General features: G+C 66.1%; 19 protein-coding genes and 1 riboswitch. Of the genes, 11 read left to right on the top strand and 8 right to left on the bottom strand.

What is annotated here, in order from left to right:
* Positions 1-205: 205 nt before the first annotated feature.
* Positions 206-625: a GFA family protein gene (locus tag VNM24_07975; protein ID HWQ38537.1), complete on the top strand. Its 420-nt coding sequence runs from the start codon at positions 206-208 to the stop codon at positions 623-625.
* An 82-nt stretch (positions 626-707) separates the two neighbouring features.
* Here VNM24_07975 and VNM24_07970 read toward each other — a convergent pair whose 3' ends face one another.
* Complete coding sequence (locus tag VNM24_07970; GenBank protein ID HWQ38536.1) at positions 708-1,517, bottom strand: HAD-IA family hydrolase; 810 nt, start codon at positions 1,515-1,517, stop codon at positions 708-710.
* 109 nt (positions 1,518-1,626) lie between these two features.
* Positions 1,627-3,621, bottom strand: coding sequence for a dehydrogenase E1 component subunit alpha/beta (locus VNM24_07965; GenBank protein ID HWQ38535.1), 1,995 nt, complete (start codon positions 3,619-3,621; stop codon positions 1,627-1,629).
* 185 nt (positions 3,622-3,806) lie between these two features.
* Here VNM24_07965 and VNM24_07960 point away from each other — a divergent pair, with 185 nt between their 5' ends.
* The 5 genes from VNM24_07960 (at position 3,807) to VNM24_07940 (ending at position 7,221) form a co-directional block, all read left to right on the top strand.
* A complete protein-coding gene (locus tag VNM24_07960) occupies positions 3,807-4,493 on the top strand; it encodes an SDR family NAD(P)-dependent oxidoreductase (protein HWQ38534.1) in 687 nt (228 codons plus the stop codon).
* A gap of 30 nt (positions 4,494-4,523) precedes the next feature.
* Positions 4,524-4,775: a hypothetical protein gene (locus VNM24_07955; protein ID HWQ38533.1), complete on the top strand. Its 252-nt coding sequence runs from the start codon at positions 4,524-4,526 to the stop codon at positions 4,773-4,775.
* A 118-nt stretch (positions 4,776-4,893) separates the two neighbouring features.
* Positions 4,894-5,751 carry a thioredoxin gene (gene trxA / locus VNM24_07950; protein ID HWQ38532.1) on the top strand — a complete coding sequence of 286 codons (858 nt, stop codon included), beginning with the start codon at positions 4,894-4,896 and terminating at the stop codon, positions 5,749-5,751.
* Positions 5,752-5,984: 233 nt separating this feature from the next.
* Positions 5,985-6,353 (top strand): hypothetical protein, encoded by a 369-nt coding sequence (locus VNM24_07945; GenBank protein ID HWQ38531.1) that lies wholly within the window; start codon positions 5,985-5,987, stop codon positions 6,351-6,353.
* A 115-nt stretch (positions 6,354-6,468) separates the two neighbouring features.
* Positions 6,469-7,221 (top strand): CBS domain-containing protein, encoded by a 753-nt coding sequence (locus tag VNM24_07940; GenBank protein HWQ38530.1) that lies wholly within the window; start codon positions 6,469-6,471, stop codon positions 7,219-7,221.
* 6 nt (positions 7,222-7,227) lie between these two features.
* Here VNM24_07940 and VNM24_07935 read toward each other — a convergent pair whose 3' ends face one another.
* Positions 7,228-7,419, bottom strand: coding sequence for a hypothetical protein (locus VNM24_07935; GenBank protein ID HWQ38529.1), 192 nt, complete (start codon positions 7,417-7,419; stop codon positions 7,228-7,230).
* A 189-nt stretch (positions 7,420-7,608) separates the two neighbouring features.
* Positions 7,609-7,689, top strand: a riboswitch (cyclic di-GMP riboswitch).
* Positions 7,690-7,800: 111 nt separating this feature from the next.
* Between VNM24_07935 and VNM24_07930 the strand changes: the two genes are divergently transcribed.
* Positions 7,801-8,085, top strand: a complete 285-nt coding sequence (locus VNM24_07930) for a hypothetical protein (GenBank protein HWQ38528.1) — start codon at positions 7,801-7,803, stop codon at positions 8,083-8,085.
* 45 nt (positions 8,086-8,130) lie between these two features.
* Here VNM24_07930 and VNM24_07925 read toward each other — a convergent pair whose 3' ends face one another.
* From VNM24_07925 to VNM24_07915, 3 genes are all read right to left on the bottom strand, one after another.
* Positions 8,131-8,919 (bottom strand): ABC transporter permease, encoded by a 789-nt coding sequence (locus VNM24_07925; protein ID HWQ38527.1) that lies wholly within the window; start codon positions 8,917-8,919, stop codon positions 8,131-8,133.
* Entirely contained in the window at positions 8,916-9,851 is a 936-nt protein-coding gene (locus VNM24_07920; protein HWQ38526.1) for an ABC transporter ATP-binding protein, read from the bottom strand. The genes VNM24_07925 and VNM24_07920 overlap by 4 nt, the downstream gene beginning before the upstream one ends.
* An 89-nt stretch (positions 9,852-9,940) precedes the next feature.
* Entirely contained in the window at positions 9,941-10,900 is a 960-nt protein-coding gene (locus tag VNM24_07915; protein HWQ38525.1) for a tripartite tricarboxylate transporter substrate binding protein, read from the bottom strand.
* Between the two features lie 131 nt (positions 10,901-11,031).
* On the opposite strand from VNM24_07915, the gene denD reads away from it, so the two are divergent.
* The 4 genes from denD (at position 11,032) to VNM24_07895 (ending at position 13,097) form a co-directional block, all read left to right on the top strand.
* Positions 11,032-12,006 carry a D-erythronate dehydrogenase gene (gene denD, locus VNM24_07910; protein ID HWQ38524.1) on the top strand — a complete coding sequence of 325 codons (975 nt, stop codon included), beginning with the start codon at positions 11,032-11,034 and terminating at the stop codon, positions 12,004-12,006.
* Positions 12,007-12,079: 73 nt separating this feature from the next.
* A complete protein-coding gene (locus VNM24_07905; GenBank protein ID HWQ38523.1) occupies positions 12,080-12,283 on the top strand; it encodes a hypothetical protein in 204 nt (67 codons plus the stop codon).
* 268 nt (positions 12,284-12,551) lie between these two features.
* The gene (locus VNM24_07900) at positions 12,552-12,824 is read left to right on the top strand and encodes a hypothetical protein (GenBank protein HWQ38522.1); all 273 of its coding nucleotides are present in this window, start codon (positions 12,552-12,554) and stop codon (positions 12,822-12,824) included.
* 87 nt (positions 12,825-12,911) lie between these two features.
* Entirely contained in the window at positions 12,912-13,097 is a 186-nt protein-coding gene (locus tag VNM24_07895) for a hypothetical protein (GenBank protein HWQ38521.1), read from the top strand.
* Positions 13,098-13,246: 149 nt separating this feature from the next.
* Here the strand turns inward: VNM24_07895 and VNM24_07890 are convergent, their stop codons facing one another.
* A complete protein-coding gene (locus VNM24_07890; protein ID HWQ38520.1) occupies positions 13,247-14,038 on the bottom strand; it encodes a hypothetical protein in 792 nt (263 codons plus the stop codon).
* Positions 14,039-14,170: 132 nt separating this feature from the next.
* Positions 14,171-15,238 (bottom strand): lipid A deacylase LpxR family protein, encoded by a 1,068-nt coding sequence (locus tag VNM24_07885; protein ID HWQ38519.1) that lies wholly within the window; start codon positions 15,236-15,238, stop codon positions 14,171-14,173.
* Between the last annotated feature and the right edge of the window lie 119 nt (positions 15,239-15,357).

Here is a 15,357-nt window from a genome sequence, read left to right as displayed (position 1 = left end):
GTGACCCCGCCCCGAAGGGTTGCGACGAGAAGCGGCCGTCTGCGTCGTTGGCGCGCTCGGCCGTAGGCCCAGCTACTGTCCTTCGCGCGCCGCCTCGCATCCGACCGCTTCTCGTCGCAACGCGACCGTCGGGGGGTTTTGAGATAGGTTCTAGTCTCGACCGGAGTTGTTGCGCGACGTTTCAAAGCGAATCTCGGGAGGGGGAATGAACGAAATCCGCGAAGGCGGCTGCCTGTGCGGCAGCGTGCGGTACCGGACAATCGGCGCGCCAGTCGCGGCGACGGTGTGTCACTGCAAGTTCTGCCAGCGGCGCAGCGGCAGCGCGTTCGGGGAAGGGATACTCTTCAGGCTGGAGCAGGTGGAGTTTTCGGGCGGGCCGCTCGCCGTCTACGAGCACCGTTCGGACGAAAGCGGCCGTTGGCTGCGGCTGGAGTTCTGCCCGAAGTGCGGCACCACGGTTACCTGGACCGGCGAGCGCCGGCCGGGCATGCGCGTGATCGCGGGAGGGACCTTCGACGATCCCGGCTGGCTCAGGCCCGCGCGCCACATCTGGACCCGCTCGGCGCAGCCCTGGATCCCGATTCCCTCCGGCGTGGAATGCTTCGAGAAGGGCGCGCCGAGCTGAACGCTGACCGGGCTTCGAGTCGACTCCGACTGCGCATCCCGACCGTCCTTGGGGGCCGCGCGCTCAGACGCCCTCGCGGTCTTCACGCCAGCATCTTGCCGGCGAACTCGGTGAAGGTTCGGGCCGACACATCCACCGGGACTTTCGGCTCCAGTTCTCCGGTATTGGGGCCGAATTCGTCGGGCGATGAAACGAACCCGGTACGCAGTCCGGCCTGCGCGGCGAACTTGAGGTCATCGCTGTGCGCCGCGACCATCATGCACTCGTGGTGTTCGATGCCGAGCGCCTCCGCGGACACCTGGTAGACGCGCAGCTTCGGCTTGTAGTCGCCGGCGATCTCGGCCCCGAGGATCGCGTCCCAGTGGAAATCGTTGCGCCGCGCGAGATCGACCATCAGCGAAATATTGCCGTTGGAGCAGGGCGCCAGCAGGTAGCGGCTGCGCAGCCGCTTCAGTGCGGCGCTCACGCCGGGCCAGGCGTCGAGCTTGTGCCAGGCCATGTTCAGCTCGCGCAGCACCGGCTCTTCGACCTTCTCCAGGCCGAAGCGAGGACGGATGCGTTCCAGCATGCGCCGGTGGATGACGTCCAGCCGCGAGAACGGCACGCGTCCGGAGCGCACCTCTTCCATGCCCGGCTGGTACTCAGCCCGCCAGGCATCGGCAAAGGCGAGCCAGTCGAGCTTGTAGCCCAGCGGCTCGAGCAGGGCCCTGGCTTCGCGGGCCACGCCGGTACGCCAGTCCACCAGGGTGCCGAACACGTCGAAGATCAGAGCCTTGACGCCGAACTTGCCGCCGGGGCTCTCGGCGAGGACCGGGCGTGATACCGACAGCCAGGCCCCGGCAATCGCCAGCGTGGACAGATGGAGACAAAACCGTCTGCGCGCAGAAATCATGGACCGAATCCTCCCCGTAGTCGACGTCGTATTTCGAAGACGTGGCCGTGCTGGGAGCAAGTGTACGTCGAATGGCGGCCGGCGTATCGCGCCGTATCAGCGCGGGGCGCTACGCGGCCGTATCCATCCGGTCGCGCAGCACGACCGCTCTGACGGCCGCGACGATGTCGTCGGTGGAAGGAATCACCAGCCGCTCCAGTTTGTCGTTGTAAGGCATCGGGGTGTCGCGCGCGGCCACGCGCACGATCGGCGCGTCGAGCCAGTCGATGGCTTTCTCCGCCACCATGGCGGAGACCTCGGCGCCGAAACCCCAGCTCTTCCAGCCTTCGTGCGCGATCACCAGCCTCGTGGTCTTCTTCACCGACCGGATGATCGTCTCTTCGTCCAGGGGGCGCAGCGTGCGCGGGTCGATCACTTCGACGTCGATATCCTCGGCTTCCAGACGCGCAGCCGCCTGCAGCGCGGCCTCCACCATGGCGAGCGTGGCGACCACCGTGACGTCGCGGCCTTTGCGCTTCACCGCCGCTCTTCCGAGGGGGATCGCGTAAGGCTGCTCCGGCACCACCGCCTTCTTTCCCACGTAGAGCAGCTTGTGCTCGAGGAAGATGACCGGGTTGTCTTCCCGGATGGCACTGGTCAGCAGGCCTTTGGCCTCGTAAGGGGAGGAGGGCGCCAGCACTACCAGCCCCGGGACGTGCGTGAACCACGCTTCCAGGCTCTGCGAATGCTGCGCCGCCAGCCGGATGCCGCCCCCTTGGGGCCCGCGAATCACCAGCGGCACCTTGGGCTTGCCGCCCAGCATGAAGCGGAATTTGGCGGACTGGTTGACGATCATGTCCATCATGTGGGTGATGAAATCGAAGATCTGCACTTCCGCCACCGGGCGCATTCCGGTGACCGCCGCGCCCACCGCGCAGGCGGCGATCGCCGCCTCGGATATCGGCGTGTCGCGCACCCGCTCCGGGCCGTACTTCTCGATCAGACCGCGGGTGGCGGCGAAGATGCCACCGATCCTGCCGACGTCTTCTCCCAGCACGAACACGGATGCGTCGCGCGCCATCTCCTGAGCCAGGGCCTCATTGACCGCCTCGGCGAAGCTCAGCTCGCGCAGGGTGGGTGAGGGTGAGGGCTCGGGCGGCTGGTAGTGCGGTGCGTACACCGCGTCGCGCAGGTCGTCCAGCGTCGGTTCCGGGCTCGCGAGCGCGAACTCCTTCGCCGCCGCCAATTCCGCTTCCACTTCGGCACGGATGCGGTCGAGCCGATCGCGTTCCAATCCGTGCTGCTTTTCGAGCACCTGCTCGAAGCGCGCGATCGCGTCGCGGCTGCGCCATTGCGCCTCCTCGTCCTCGGTGCGGTAACGTGGCAGGTTGGCGCGCATCGAGTGGTCACCTAAGCGGTAGGTCACGGCCTCGATCAAGCTCGGTCCGTCGCCCTTGCGAGCCCTTGCCACCGCCTTCTCGACCGCTGCGTGCACGGCGAGCACGTCGTTGCCGTCCACTGTTTCCCCCGGCAACGAATAGGCGGCGGCGCGTTTCGAGATGCGATCGATCGCAGTGGAGTCCCTGGTCGAAGTAGACAGGCCGTACTGGTTGTTCTCGCACAGGTACACCACCGGCAGCTTCCACAGCGAAGCGATGTTCAGGCATTCATGAAAGATCCCCTCGTTGACCGCCCCGTCACCGAAAAACACGACGCCCACCGCATCCGTGCCGCGCAGCTTGTTCGCCAGCGCCGCGCCCGAACCGATGCCGATGCCGGCGCCCACGATGCCGTTGGCGCCGAGAATGTTCAGATCGAGATCGGCGATGTGCATGGAGCCGCCCAGGCCCCTGCAATAGCCGGTCGACCGCCCCATCAGTTCCGCCATCATCCGGGGCAGCGACGCGCCTTTGGCGATGCAGTGCCCGTGTCCGCGATGATGGCTTACGACGAAGTCGTTTTTGCGCAGCGCCGCGCAGGCACCTGCGGCGACCGCCTCCTGCCCGACGTAGCTGTGAGCGGTGCCTTTTACGAGGCCTTCCTTGAACAGATCCGCCACGCTCTCGTCGAAGCGGCGAATGCGCAGCATCGTGCGGTAGACCGCTTCGAGGCGTTCCTTTTCCATCCGATGATCTCCCACGGAAACCAAGCCGGGCGCACCGCGCGGCACGCGTTCATCGACGCAATCCCGGGCCGGTCGCTGTGGCGGACAATATACCCCGGGGCCGGTCGCGCCGGCGGTGCCTGCGCCTGCGGCGTACTATGCGCAAAGCGGCAAGGACAACCCAATTTCGACGCGGGAGGAAGGCGATGCCGAAAGCAGCACTTATCGTAGGCGCAGGCTCGGGCATCAGCGCTTCGTTCGCGCGTGTGCTCGGCGAGGCCGGCTACGCAGTTGCGTTGGCTTCCCGCAGCGCCGGCCGGCGCGCTGGCGAGGTCGGCTCGCAGGGTCCGAGGTTCGAGTGCGATGCGGCAGACCCGGAGAGCGTGGCACGGATGTTCTCGCGGCTGGATGGCGATTTTCCGCCGCTGGACGTGGTGCTCTATAACCCGAGCTATCGGACGCGCGGGGCGCTGACGGAAATCCAGCCGGAAGAGGTGCGCCGGAGTCTGGATGTGACCGCCTTCGGGGCCTTTCTGGTCGGGCAGCAGGCGGCCAAGCGCATGCTCGTCCGCGGGAGCGGCTGCATCCTGTTCACCGGCGCTTCGGCCAGCATCAAGGGTTATGCACGGTCCGCGCCGTTCGCCATGGGCAAGTTCGCGCTCCGCGGCCTGGCGCAGAGCATGGCGCGCGAGCTGGCGCCGCAGAACATTCATGTGGCGCATTTCGTCATCGACGGCGCAGTGCGCGCCGCCGGCTCCCCGGAGCCGGCCGATCAGCCGGACAGCCTGCTCGATCCGGATGCGATCGCACGGACGTATCTGCACATCGTGCAGCAGCCGCGCAGTGCCTGGACGTGGGAAGTCGAGCTGAGACCCTGGTTGGAAAAGTTCTAGCGCGCATGAGCGCACTGCGGTGGCGGAGGATTGTCGCTGGCCGCTGTGCGCCATGCTGCATTACCCGCGGCATGCATCGGACGCGACCTCAACGATGCGATCGAGTTCGCGATGGCGCTCGGCCCCGCGGGCGAGATCATCCGGCTCGCGGGAGCGGAGGGCGAGAAGCGCAAACCCGAGGTGATCGCCGCGCTGAAGGAAACGCTCGCGCCGTTCGTCCGGCCCGATGGCGTTTGGGCGCCCTCGAGCACCTGGTTCATCAGCGCGAACAATCCGAGCTGAGCGCCGTCGCGCCGTTCGTCCTGCAAAGGGGTGCCCACCCCGCAAGCCGGGGACTTGATTGTGCGCGGCTCCATCCCCATGTACGCAAAAAATGTCTGCTGATTGAAGTCGAGGAATCATGGCTACGCACGCCACTGACGTCACCACAGAAACTTTCGAGCGGGAGGTGATCGAGGCCTCGAAGACGCTCCCGGTCGTCGTCGATTTCTGGGCGCCCTGGTGCGCGCCGTGCCGCATTCTCAAGCCTATCCTGGAAAAGCTCGCGGCCGAATACGCCGGGAAGTTCAAGCTGGCGAAGGTCAACTCCGATGAGAATCCGGAACTCGCCGCCACCTACGGGATCCGCTCGATCCCGGACGTGATGGCATTCAGGGACGGCAAGCCGGTGTCGCATTTTCTGGGCGCCGTTCCCGAGTCCCAGGTGCGCGCCTTCATCGACTCGCTGATCCCGAAGCCCTCCGAACTGGAACGGCTGCGCGCCCGGCAGTTGCGCGCGGCAGGCGATCCGGAGGGTGCGCTCGCCGCGCTGCGCAAGGCGATCGATCTCGACGCCACGAACGCTCCGGCCCGTCTGGACCTCGCCGAGTTGCTGATCGAGCTCAAGCGCCTGGACGAAGCCGAAACCGTGCTCGGCGCGGTGCGTTCCGGCATCGACTGGGACGAGCGGATCGCAGCCTTGCGTGCCGCGTTGGCGTTTGCCCGCGCGTGCGCTTCGGGGGCAGGCGAGGCGGAACTGAAAGCCAAGCTCGCGGCGAATCCGGCCGATCACGAAACGCGTTTTGCGCTGGCGAGCCTGTACGCAGGGACGAGGCGCTATCGCGAGGCGCTCGACCAGTTGCTCGAGATCGTGCGCCGCGACAAGCGCTGGAAAGATGGCGAAGCGCGCAAGCAGATTCTCGCCATCTTCAACCTCGCCCAGGATCAGCCCGAGCTGGTGTCGGAATACCGCCGCGAGCTTGCCAGCGCGCTGTACTGAGCGGCGCGCCCGGCCCGCAAGATCCACACGCAGCGCTTCCGGCGCCAGGCTGGCATCGGCAGGGCAGTTCGGCCGATGCGGTCCTCGGCAGTCAGTTTCACGGGTTCAGGACAGGAAAGGAAAGGCGGGATTACATGGACACGCTCGGGCGAGGTTCCGGCAGACGGCGGCTGGCACGGGGCTCGTGCATAGCACCGGGTTTGCTGGCGTTCCTTGTAGCACTGGTGCCGGGGATGAGCGCGGCGGAGGATGACTCCGAGATCGTGGTCGGCTGCCACTTGTCGATCGGCGAGTTTGGTTACGAAGCGATCGACCTGTGCGTCAAACAGAATCTGGCCGCTCGCGAGGAAGTCCGACGCTATCCGGAAGCAGTGCGCGGCATCGTTGCACGCTGCACGCACCGTTGGGAACCCGGCTGGGTGCAGGTCAAGCGCTGCATCGACGACGACATTGCCGCGGCGCCCCTACTCGAGGCGTACGCGCAGGACCACGCGGAGAAAGTCCAGTCATGCCGGGAGAGGTTCCACAGACGCGGTGACCACCGCGTACGCATATGCGTGGAACGAGCCATCGAGGCCGAGAAGGACGGCGGCCAGCGCTAGACGGACGCCCTGTGTTGACCGAGCGTTGAGCCGGGCATAGAGTCCCGCGGGCCGGGAGGGCACGCGGGAATGCCTGCGCGCCCTTTTCTCGCGCAATCAGCCCGGGAGTACTCCGATGACCGAAACCGCCATCGCCGTCGTCGTAGTCATCGCCATCGTGGTCGGACTTGCCTCCTTGCGGGCCAGGACCGGCAACAAGCTCGATATCAAGACCTCCGACATTGCGCTCGCGCTCGTGCCGGTCGCCCTGTGGATGCTTTTCACGGGAAAGGTGCAGGAACTTGCGGTCGGCGACGTCAAGATCGTCACCGCGATCCGGGAAGCTTCCGCTTCGCCGATCAAGAATCAGGTGAGCGCCCTTCCCGTGGTCGATTTGCGCATGGATCCCAAGGCGGGTGTGGAAGAGATTCCGGCGCTGCTGCGCAGGAAGACGGAGGCGTTGAGCTTCCGGCTCGGCTACGGCGGATACTACGGCCCGGCGATCGCCGAGTACCTCGTGCGGCTCGCGCAATCGCCGTCCTTCCGCTACGCCGTCATTTCCGATTCCGCCGGGAAGTTCGTGGGCATGATCGACGGCCGGCAGCTCGCCGCGCTGCTCGGGGGATCGGACGGGCGCGCCGCCGATGAGTTCGCTCGAAACCTCAACCGCAACGATGGCGCCGCGATCCTGCGCATGCCGGCGCTCATCGCGCGCGACAAGGCGATCACCAGGAGCACGGACAAGCGCCAGGCGCTGGTGCAGATGGAGTCGCTGGACGTCCAGACGCTCCCGGTGGTGGATGAAGCCGGCCGGTTCGTCGGCATCGTGGACCGCTCCAAGCTCACTGCAAGCATCCTGATCGAGATCGCCGAGAAGGTGGGCACCTGAGCGGGTTTAGCCGCCGGTCATGACAAGTCCGCAAGGCAACGAGGCCGGCGCCATCGACGCGACCATCGCCAGATCGCGCGAGCAGATGGTCCGCGTAGCACACTTCGAACTCGCGCCATTGCGGTCGGCTTCGAATGCGTTCAGTCCGCCGTCGGCCCGGTCGCGCAGGCTCGCATCAGCGCTGGATCGCCTCAGCATCGGGACCCTCGTTGGCCTCCGGATTCATGCATCGATAGCGGGGATCGAGTGCGTATCGCAGAACCCCGGACGAAAATCGTCAGTCCCGCCCGCCTGCCGCAGGCGGGAATTCGCGTTCCGTGACCGGCTCGAACACAAGACACCGAGCGGATGCTTGGCACGGTGCTTGCGAAATCGTCTCGCGAGGGTTTTTGACAAAGGCACCCCCGCAGCAATGCGGGTCCGCAAAGTCACCGGTCCGATGAAAGCTCGGACAGCGGGACCGCCAGAAACCAGTCCCCGCAAGCGCCCGCGCGCGTTGCGCGCGCGCCGGTCCCGCGCCGGTGTCCGTGCCTGGACAACCCTCGGTGAAGTTTTCCTGACTTCGAAGGGAGGGTCGAGATGGATTCAGGCGCAATCGAAAGTCCCGGGTCGAGCGAACCGCGCCGGCTGCGCGAAGTGCATTTTCTCGACGTCAGAGATCTGGAGCCGGAGACCGACGACTGGACGCCGGTGTACCTGGTTTATGCCGGGAGCGACCGTGCCGGAGTGATCGAGTTCGAGCCCGCGACCGCGTACTACAAGTTCACAGCGCTGGAAGACAGCCCCGGAATGCCATTGCTCGGGGATTTTTCCCTCGATGCATTGAAGCGCCGCGTCATCGAGTGGCTGTCAGGCCGTGGATAGAAAGCCTTCGGGCGGAGGCGGACCGGTGTCGCACACGCAGCGCGGTCAGCTCTTGAGCCGGTAACCGGTCCTGAAGATCCAGACCACCAGCGCCAGGCCGATCGCCAAGAAGCCGAGCGTCATCGCGAGGCTGATCTTTACCCCGACGTCCGAGGTCCCGTAGAAGCTCCAGCGGAATCCGCTGATCAGGTACACGATCGGATTGAAGAGGCTGAAGGTGCGCCAGGCCTGGGGCAGCATGTCGATCGAATAAAAGGCGCCGCCGAGGAACGTCAACGGGGTAATGACCAGCATCGGGATGAACTGCAACTGCTCGAAGCTCTTCGCCCAGATGCCGATGATGAAGCCGAACAGGCAGAAGGTGGTGGCGGTGAGCACGAGGAAGGCGACCATCCACACCGGATGCAGGATCTGGATCGGTACGAACAGCGTCGAGGTGGCCAGAATGACCAGTCCCAGGATGATGGACTTGGTGGCCGCCGCTCCCACATAGGCCAGGACGGTCTCGAGCGGCGACACCGGTGCGGAGAGCAGTTCGTAGATGGTGCCGGTGAAACGCGGCAGATAGATGCCGAACGAGGCATTCGACAGGCTCTCGGTAAGGACGCTGAGCATGATGAGCCCCGGCACGATGAAGGCGCCGTAGGGCACGCCGTCCAGCTCGCTCATGCGCGCGCCGATCGCCGCGCCGAACACGATGAAGTACAGCGAGGTGGTGATGACCGGCGTCACCAGGCTTTGCCACAGCGTGCGCCGGAAGCGCGCCATCTCGAACCGGTAGATCGCCAGCACCGCGTAGCGGTTGAAGGCGGAAAGCCTCGGCGCCGCGCTCATGCGCGCTGCTGCGTGTTGGCCACCAGGCCGACGAAGATCTCTTCCAGCGAGCTCTGGCGGGTCTGCAGATCCTTGAAGCCGATGCCCAGCTCGCCGAGGCGGCGCAGCAGCGCCGGAATGCCGGTGCTTTCCTCGTCCGCGTCGAAGGTGAATTCCAGCTCGGTGCCGCTGTCCTTCAGCGCCAGACGCCAGCCGTTCAGTCCCGCGGGAATGGCCTTCATCGGCTCCAGGAGATGGAGCGTGAGCTGCTTCTTGCCGAGCTTCTTGATCAGCTTGACCTTGTCTTCCACAACGATCAGCCCGCCCTTGTTGATGACGCCGATGCGGTCGGCCATCTCCTCAGCCTCGTCGATGTAGTGGGTGGTAAGGATGATCGTCACGCCGCTGGCGCGCAGCCGGCGCACCAGGGCCCACATCTCGCGGCGCAGCTCCACATCCACCCCTGCCGTGGGCTCGTCGAGAAAGAGGATCTCAGGTTCGTGCGCCAGGGCCTTGGCGATCAGGACGCGCCGTTTCATCCCGCCGGACAGCGTCATGATCCTGTCGTGACGCTTGTCCCAGAGCGAAAGGTCGCGCAGCACCTTTTCCAGGTACGCCGGGTCGGGCGGGCGGCCGAACAGCCCGCGGCTGAAACTCACCGTGCTCCAGACCGACTCGAACATGTCCGTATGCAGCTCCTGGGGCACCAGCCCGATCATGGCGCGGGTCGCGCGATACGCGCGCAGGATGTCGTGGCCGCCGACGCGCACCGTTCCAGAGGTCGGGGTGACGATGCCGCAGACGATGCTGATCAGCGTGGTCTTGCCCGCGCCGTTGGGACCGAGGAGGGCGAAAATTTCCCCCTGGCGGATCTCCAGATCGATGCCGCTCAGCGCCCGCAGTCCGGACGCGTAGGTCTTGGTCAGGTTCGAGATGGCGATGATCGCTGACATGGGTCGAGTCGCATACCTGGATACGGTACTATCGTCGAACAGGCGCATGCATGTCTTGTACGATCTTGACCTCCGCGATCGTGCGGGCCTTACTCGACCTTCAGGCCCAGGTCGCGAATCATCGCACCGTAGCGTTCCCATTCGCGCCGCATAAACGCAGCGAAGTCGGCGGAGGAAGTCACTACCGGGCGCGCACCGGTCTCGGCGAGTTGCCGCTGCACGCGCGGGCTGGCGAGCGCCGTGGCGATCGCCCGGTTCAGGCGTTCGACGACCGGCGGCGGCGTGTCGGCCGGCGCGAAGAAACCGACCCAGGCGTCGATGGCGAAGCCCGGATAACCGGCCTGCGCCACGGTGGGTACGTCGGGAAAGATATCGGCTCGCCCGCTGCCGGTGACTGCCAGCGCGCGCAATGTGCCGGCCCGGACATGCGACTGCACGATCGGATAGCCGCTCATCATCAGCGGCACGCGTCCGGAGAGCACGTCGGAGAGCGCATGGCCGTCGCCGCGGTAAGGCACGTGCAGGAAATCCACGCCCGCCGCGCGCTTGAAGGACTCCATGGCGAGGTGCGGCAATCCGCCGGTGCCGCTCGACGCGTAGCTGAGCGGCGTGGATCGGCTGCGGGCGAGCGCGACCAGTTCCGCCACCGAACCCACGCCGAGGCTCGAATGCGCAACAAGCACCAGCCCCGACGTGTAGGCCTGCGCGACCGGCACGAAATCCCGGATCGGATCGTACGCCGAGGCGGCGTAGATGTGCGGGTTGAATGCATAGCTGTTGTTGTGAAACAGCAGGGTCGACCCGTCGGCCTTCGACCGGGCGACGTACTGCGTGCCCAGACTGCCACCGGCGCCGGGCCGGTTCTCGACCGTGATCCTGCGCTTCAGAACCGCGCCGAGCGCCTCGGCGATGACCCGGGCGCGGGCGTCGAGGCTGCTGCCCGCCGTATAGGGCACAACGACGCGGATCTGTGGCGGAAGCTCGTCGGCGTGCAACCAGGTCGCCGCGAGCAACGCGACGCAGCTCGACCATACCCGCAGTGAACGCATCGACAGTCTCCGGACAGCGGCATGGCCGCGTCGCGCGATGATGCCGAAACGCTGCGCCGGCTGCAAAGCGCAAGCCGCCCGCCATCGATGCGCTGCGGCGTAACATGTAGCGACCCACGGAGGGACACCCCATGAAAGTTCTCGTCACCGGAGGCGGCGGCTTCCTCGGCTATCGACTGGCGCTGCGGCTGATCGAACGCACAACGCTGGCCGGCCCGGACGGCGCGCCCGCACGCATCTCCGAGATCAAGATCTTCGACGCTGCGTTCCCGCCCAACCCCGACCGGCGGCTCACTTGTGTCCAGGGCGACATCGCCGAGCCCGATGCGCTGGCCAAGGCGCTGGATCGCGATACCGCTTCCATTTTCCACCTGGCCGCGGTGGTCAGTGCCGCCGCCGAAGCGGACTTCGACCTGGGCTATCGCGTCAACCTCAAAGGTACGCGCAATCTGCTGGAAGCTTGCCGCAAGCTGGCCGCCGCGCCTCGGCTCGTGTTCGCCAGCTCGCTCGCAGTGTTCGGCGGCAAGCTGCCACCGGTGGTCGACGACAGCGTGACGCCGACGCCGCAGACGTCCTACGGGACGCAGAAACTGATCGGGGAATATCTCGTCAACGACTACTCGCGCAAGGGCTTTCTCGACGGGCGCAGCCTGCGCCTGCCGACCATCATCGTGCGGCCCGGCAGACCCAATCTCGCCTCGACCGCGTTCGCGAGCGGCATGTTTCGCGAGCCGCTGAACGGCCAGGTCTGCGAATGCCCAGTCGACGACTCGACCGAGCTGTGGGTTCTGTCGCCACGCCAGGCGATCGAGTCGTTCCTGCATGCCCATGACCTGCCGGCGTCCGCGTGGGGCGCGCACCGGGCGATCAATGTTCCGGGGATCACCATCTCGGTCAGACAGGGCGTGGAGGCGCTGCGCCATATCGGGGGCGAAGCGCTGGCCGCCCGCGTAGTGTTCAAGCCGGACGAGCGGATCCAGAAGATGGTGAAAACTTTTCCCGCGCGCTTCCGCACCGGCCGGGCCGAGGCCATGGGCTTCAGGGCCGATCCCGATCTGGACAGCATCCTGCACGACTACATCGCCAGCGAGGGCATCAAGCTTTGAGGCCTCGTCGGTAGCACCGATACGCTGCCCGAGGCGCGTCCATCTCGCCAGCGGGTCGGGACGCATCTGGAACTTGAAGACCGTGGGAGGCCGCGCGCTGCCGCCCTCCGAGTGGAACGGCGCGGCAGGTGGTGGACCGGCAAACCACCACCTCGATATCGCGGCCGTACGCTATTTCAGCGTACTGCTCGACCGCAACGGCTTGTCCGGTCGCCTGTGCATGGAGAACAAAGAACTCGCCGCAACGGCGCCAAGGCCCACACCGAGCCACAAGTAGCCCAAGCGAGCGCAGACAAGGAGGGGAACTGCGAAAGCACTCCAGAGTGCGATCCAACCGAGCGCGGGGTAACGCCTGACCAGGTTCAGGTAAGTCATCTACCGCACCGTACTCCAAGCAATGGTTCTGAGCAAGCACTTCGAAGCCGCGCGAACGTCGCTCGCTGAATGACGCAGAAAGTCAACTGATTTATTTATCTGAATATCTGGACGACGAGATGCCTGTACCCCAGAGTGTGCGTCCAAACTCAAACATCGAAAGAGAAACCATGAAAACCAAACTCGCTCTTGTCCTGATGTTCTCGGCGTTGTCCGGTACTGTGGTGGCCAAGCCGAACGACATCCACCTGCAAAAGGCCGCCGTGTCGGACTGCGGCCGCTGCGTCCCGCCAACCTATGCCGGCCACGACGGCGAGCTGCGCACGCAAGTGGCCGATGTGAATCGTTACGGTCGTTCCAGCGCGCTTCTTATCGGCGCGGCGGCTCCCAACGTGGCCTCGAAGACCGAGCCCGATGCGCTCGACCGGCGCGGGCGAGGTTAGTGGATGGGCTGCGGCTGCTCCCGCCGGACAAACAATCTGGGGAGGAGTCGCGGCCACCTGTGTCGTTCGCCAGAGGAGGGAATCCAAATGAACAACGCAACAATGACAGAGTGTCTCGTGCCGATCTTCTCGATGCTTCCTGAAGCGTCGTTTCTTTCCAGGCTGAGCGACCGCCTCAAGGCTGCCGGACGGGAAGCCGCAAATCTATGGACGATGGCGGCGATTGCCGGAGTGTGCGTGGAGCTGGTGCCCGCACCCTGCAAACCGGATTGAAACTAGGGGCGCGGCCGGATGCCGCTTGGCGTCGCTTGATCGCACTCGCCGATTTAACGATGCGTCGATCAGGCATCGGGTCATTGCCAACCGGGGCTTCGCACTCCGGAAACCGGCTTGCTGGCCGGTTTCATGATCCGGGCGACTAGCTAGAAGATGTAGCGCGCGCCGATCTCGATATTCCAGTTGTAAATCTGCGGCAGGTCGTTCTTGATGACGCCCACGCCCGGGCGCCCCCAGACCGCCACGTGCCGGCTGACGAGCTTGCCGACCTCCAGCTCGACCGTCAGGCCGACCTTGGAATTGCGTTCATGGTCGATGAGGAACGCCGGTTCGAGAAAAGTGTAGAACCGCTTGGGCCAGCGCGTCAGCAGATTGGGCTTGAGCACCGTCTGGCTCACGTCGGGGTGAGTGCCGTCCCCGCCCGCCGAAAAATAGTGCTGGAAGTTGGGGAAGAACACCGATTCAATCTCGGGCACGTCGATCGCCGCGTACACGAGCGGAGAGATCACCGTTTGTCCCTGCCCGAGTCGATCGTCGGAGGCGGTATCGAAGGTGACCTCGGTCACCAGGATGAGCGCGAAGCCATCGCGCTGCGTGGCGCGCCACGCGCCGCGCAGGAGCAGATCGCCGTGGCCGGCCACGCGGTCCGCACCGGGCGCTTCGTACCAGACGTAAGGCGTCTCGATGCGAAACGCCAAGCTCGAGCTCGCGGCGTACTCGAAGCGCGGGATGAGGAGATTGCGGTGGCCGCCGTTCTGCAGATCCTGGTATTCATGGCGCAACTCCGCGCGGGAGCGGAAGTCGGTCGGACGCCGGATGGTGGCTTCGGCAGCGGTCGAAGCCGGCGGTTGGGCCTGGGGGAACGCAATGACGGGGGTGAGCAGTGTGACCAGGAAGCAGGCGCCGGCCACGGCGCGGCCGAGAGAAAAGGGCGGCATTTATTGTTCGTACACGACGCGGGCGAACTGCCCGGAGGCGCGAAGCTTAGCGAGAATCCATCGCGCCAGCAAATTGCACGGGCGGCGGCCGGCAGCCGGATCGTCCTCGGCCCTGACCGGGCTTGCGCCCGGTCAGGAGTGCAGGGGGAAGGAGAGCGTCAGTTGCCCGAAGCGGTCGGCACCCTGCTGCGTCTTGAATTCCTCGCTGCGCCGGACCAGCGTGAATCCCAGGCGCATTCTGTCGCGCACCATCACGAGGCCCAGTTGCAGGTCGTAGCCGAACGGCTCGCGATCCACGCTGCGGCTGTGGCGGAAGGTATTCCCGTCGAGGAAGACGTTGTAAGCGACGAGGCGCACCTCGGTGCCCAGCCACGCGTACCAGCCGAAACCCGTGCCCCCCGTGCGATAACCGTCGCGCGGCGGGCCGAGCGAAACGAAGGTCACCGGAAAATCGTCGGGCAGATTCCGCCCCGCCCGCAGGACCAGACCGGCGTTGGCGTAGGTGAACACGTTGCCCGCCGTCGCGCCGACCCGCGGCGTGAGATCGGCCTCCAGGTGTCCCCCATCGGCCTCGATCCATCGGGGCCAGGCCCGTTCATAGCCCAGCAGCAGCCCCAGCTCGTGGCCGAGTTGGGCATCCCATCCGCGGGTGAGTTCCGAGCCAGTCAGCCGGTGATAGGCGTTCTGCGTCCGCTCGGCCAGCGAGGCCGGGCCGATGAGGCCGATGCCGGCCTGGACGTGATCGACCGTCGCGCCGCTTCGGGTGCACACGTCGGCCAGCGCGTACAACCAGCCCGCGTAGGGGCGGTCGAGCGGATCGGGATCGACGCGGTCCGTGTCCGTTGGCGTGTAGATGCGCTGGCCGACCGAGAACGTGAACCATGGCTGCGTGCTCCACCGGAAAGGCGGCAGCGATCCGAGGGATGCGGGGACTGCGCCCGTAGCCGCCGAGAACGCCAACTGGATGCCGTTCGTGTAATGGCGGTCGAAGCCGGCGAAGAAGTCGTTGTCCACGGTGAGCGACACGAAGGTGGGCAGGGTCGCCGAGGCGTGCGTTCGGCTCGCGGCTTCGGCCCGCGCGGAGGACGGCAGCCCCGGGGCGAGGCTCGCCGCGAGCAGCGCCGCCCCGGCTGCGCGCCAACGCACGCCGGCAGAAACATGCCGGAGCCATGGCCAGGGGCGATCCTTTTCGTTCGTCATGCCGAACACCGTGACTCGACTCGAAGGCGCCCGAAAGCCGCCTGGGCGGCAAATCTCGGAGCGCGAGGCCCGGACGCAGATCGGCTTGGTCGCCGCTCGCGACCGGTTCCTTACCTGGG

This window comes from Burkholderiales bacterium (assembly GCA_035560005.1).
Lineage (GTDB): Bacteria > Pseudomonadota > Gammaproteobacteria > Burkholderiales > Eutrophovitaceae > DASRFY01.
This window is presented reverse-complemented; position numbering and strand designations above follow the sequence as displayed.

Coding starts and splice junctions, on each gene's coding strand:
- VNM24_07900 (HWQ38522.1), top strand. CDS start 12,552: ATGAAAACCAAACTCGCTCTTGTCCTGATGTTCTCGGCGTTGTCCGGT.
- VNM24_07925 (HWQ38527.1), bottom strand. CDS start 8,919: ATGAGCGCGGCGCCGAGGCTTTCCGCCTTCAACCGCTACGCGGTGCTG.
- VNM24_07930 (HWQ38528.1), top strand. CDS start 7,801: ATGGATTCAGGCGCAATCGAAAGTCCCGGGTCGAGCGAACCGCGCCGG.
- VNM24_07895 (HWQ38521.1), top strand. CDS start 12,912: ATGAACAACGCAACAATGACAGAGTGTCTCGTGCCGATCTTCTCGATG.
- VNM24_07935 (HWQ38529.1), bottom strand. CDS start 7,419: ATGCTGAGGCGATCCAGCGCTGATGCGAGCCTGCGCGACCGGGCCGAC.
- VNM24_07970 (HWQ38536.1), bottom strand. CDS start 1,517: ATGATTTCTGCGCGCAGACGGTTTTGTCTCCATCTGTCCACGCTGGCG.
- VNM24_07920 (HWQ38526.1), bottom strand. CDS start 9,851: ATGTCAGCGATCATCGCCATCTCGAACCTGACCAAGACCTACGCGTCC.
- VNM24_07945 (HWQ38531.1), top strand. CDS start 5,985: ATGAGCGCGGCGGAGGATGACTCCGAGATCGTGGTCGGCTGCCACTTG.
- VNM24_07940 (HWQ38530.1), top strand. CDS start 6,469: ATGACCGAAACCGCCATCGCCGTCGTCGTAGTCATCGCCATCGTGGTC.
- VNM24_07885 (HWQ38519.1), bottom strand. CDS start 15,238: ATGACGAACGAAAAGGATCGCCCCTGGCCATGGCTCCGGCATGTTTCT.
- trxA (HWQ38532.1), top strand. CDS start 4,894: ATGGCTACGCACGCCACTGACGTCACCACAGAAACTTTCGAGCGGGAG.
- VNM24_07975 (HWQ38537.1), top strand. CDS start 206: ATGAACGAAATCCGCGAAGGCGGCTGCCTGTGCGGCAGCGTGCGGTAC.
- VNM24_07965 (HWQ38535.1), bottom strand. CDS start 3,621: ATGGAAAAGGAACGCCTCGAAGCGGTCTACCGCACGATGCTGCGCATT.
- denD (HWQ38524.1), top strand. CDS start 11,032: ATGAAAGTTCTCGTCACCGGAGGCGGCGGCTTCCTCGGCTATCGACTG.
- VNM24_07960 (HWQ38534.1), top strand. CDS start 3,807: ATGCCGAAAGCAGCACTTATCGTAGGCGCAGGCTCGGGCATCAGCGCT.
- VNM24_07915 (HWQ38525.1), bottom strand. CDS start 10,900: ATGCGTTCACTGCGGGTATGGTCGAGCTGCGTCGCGTTGCTCGCGGCG.
- VNM24_07890 (HWQ38520.1), bottom strand. CDS start 14,038: ATGCCGCCCTTTTCTCTCGGCCGCGCCGTGGCCGGCGCCTGCTTCCTG.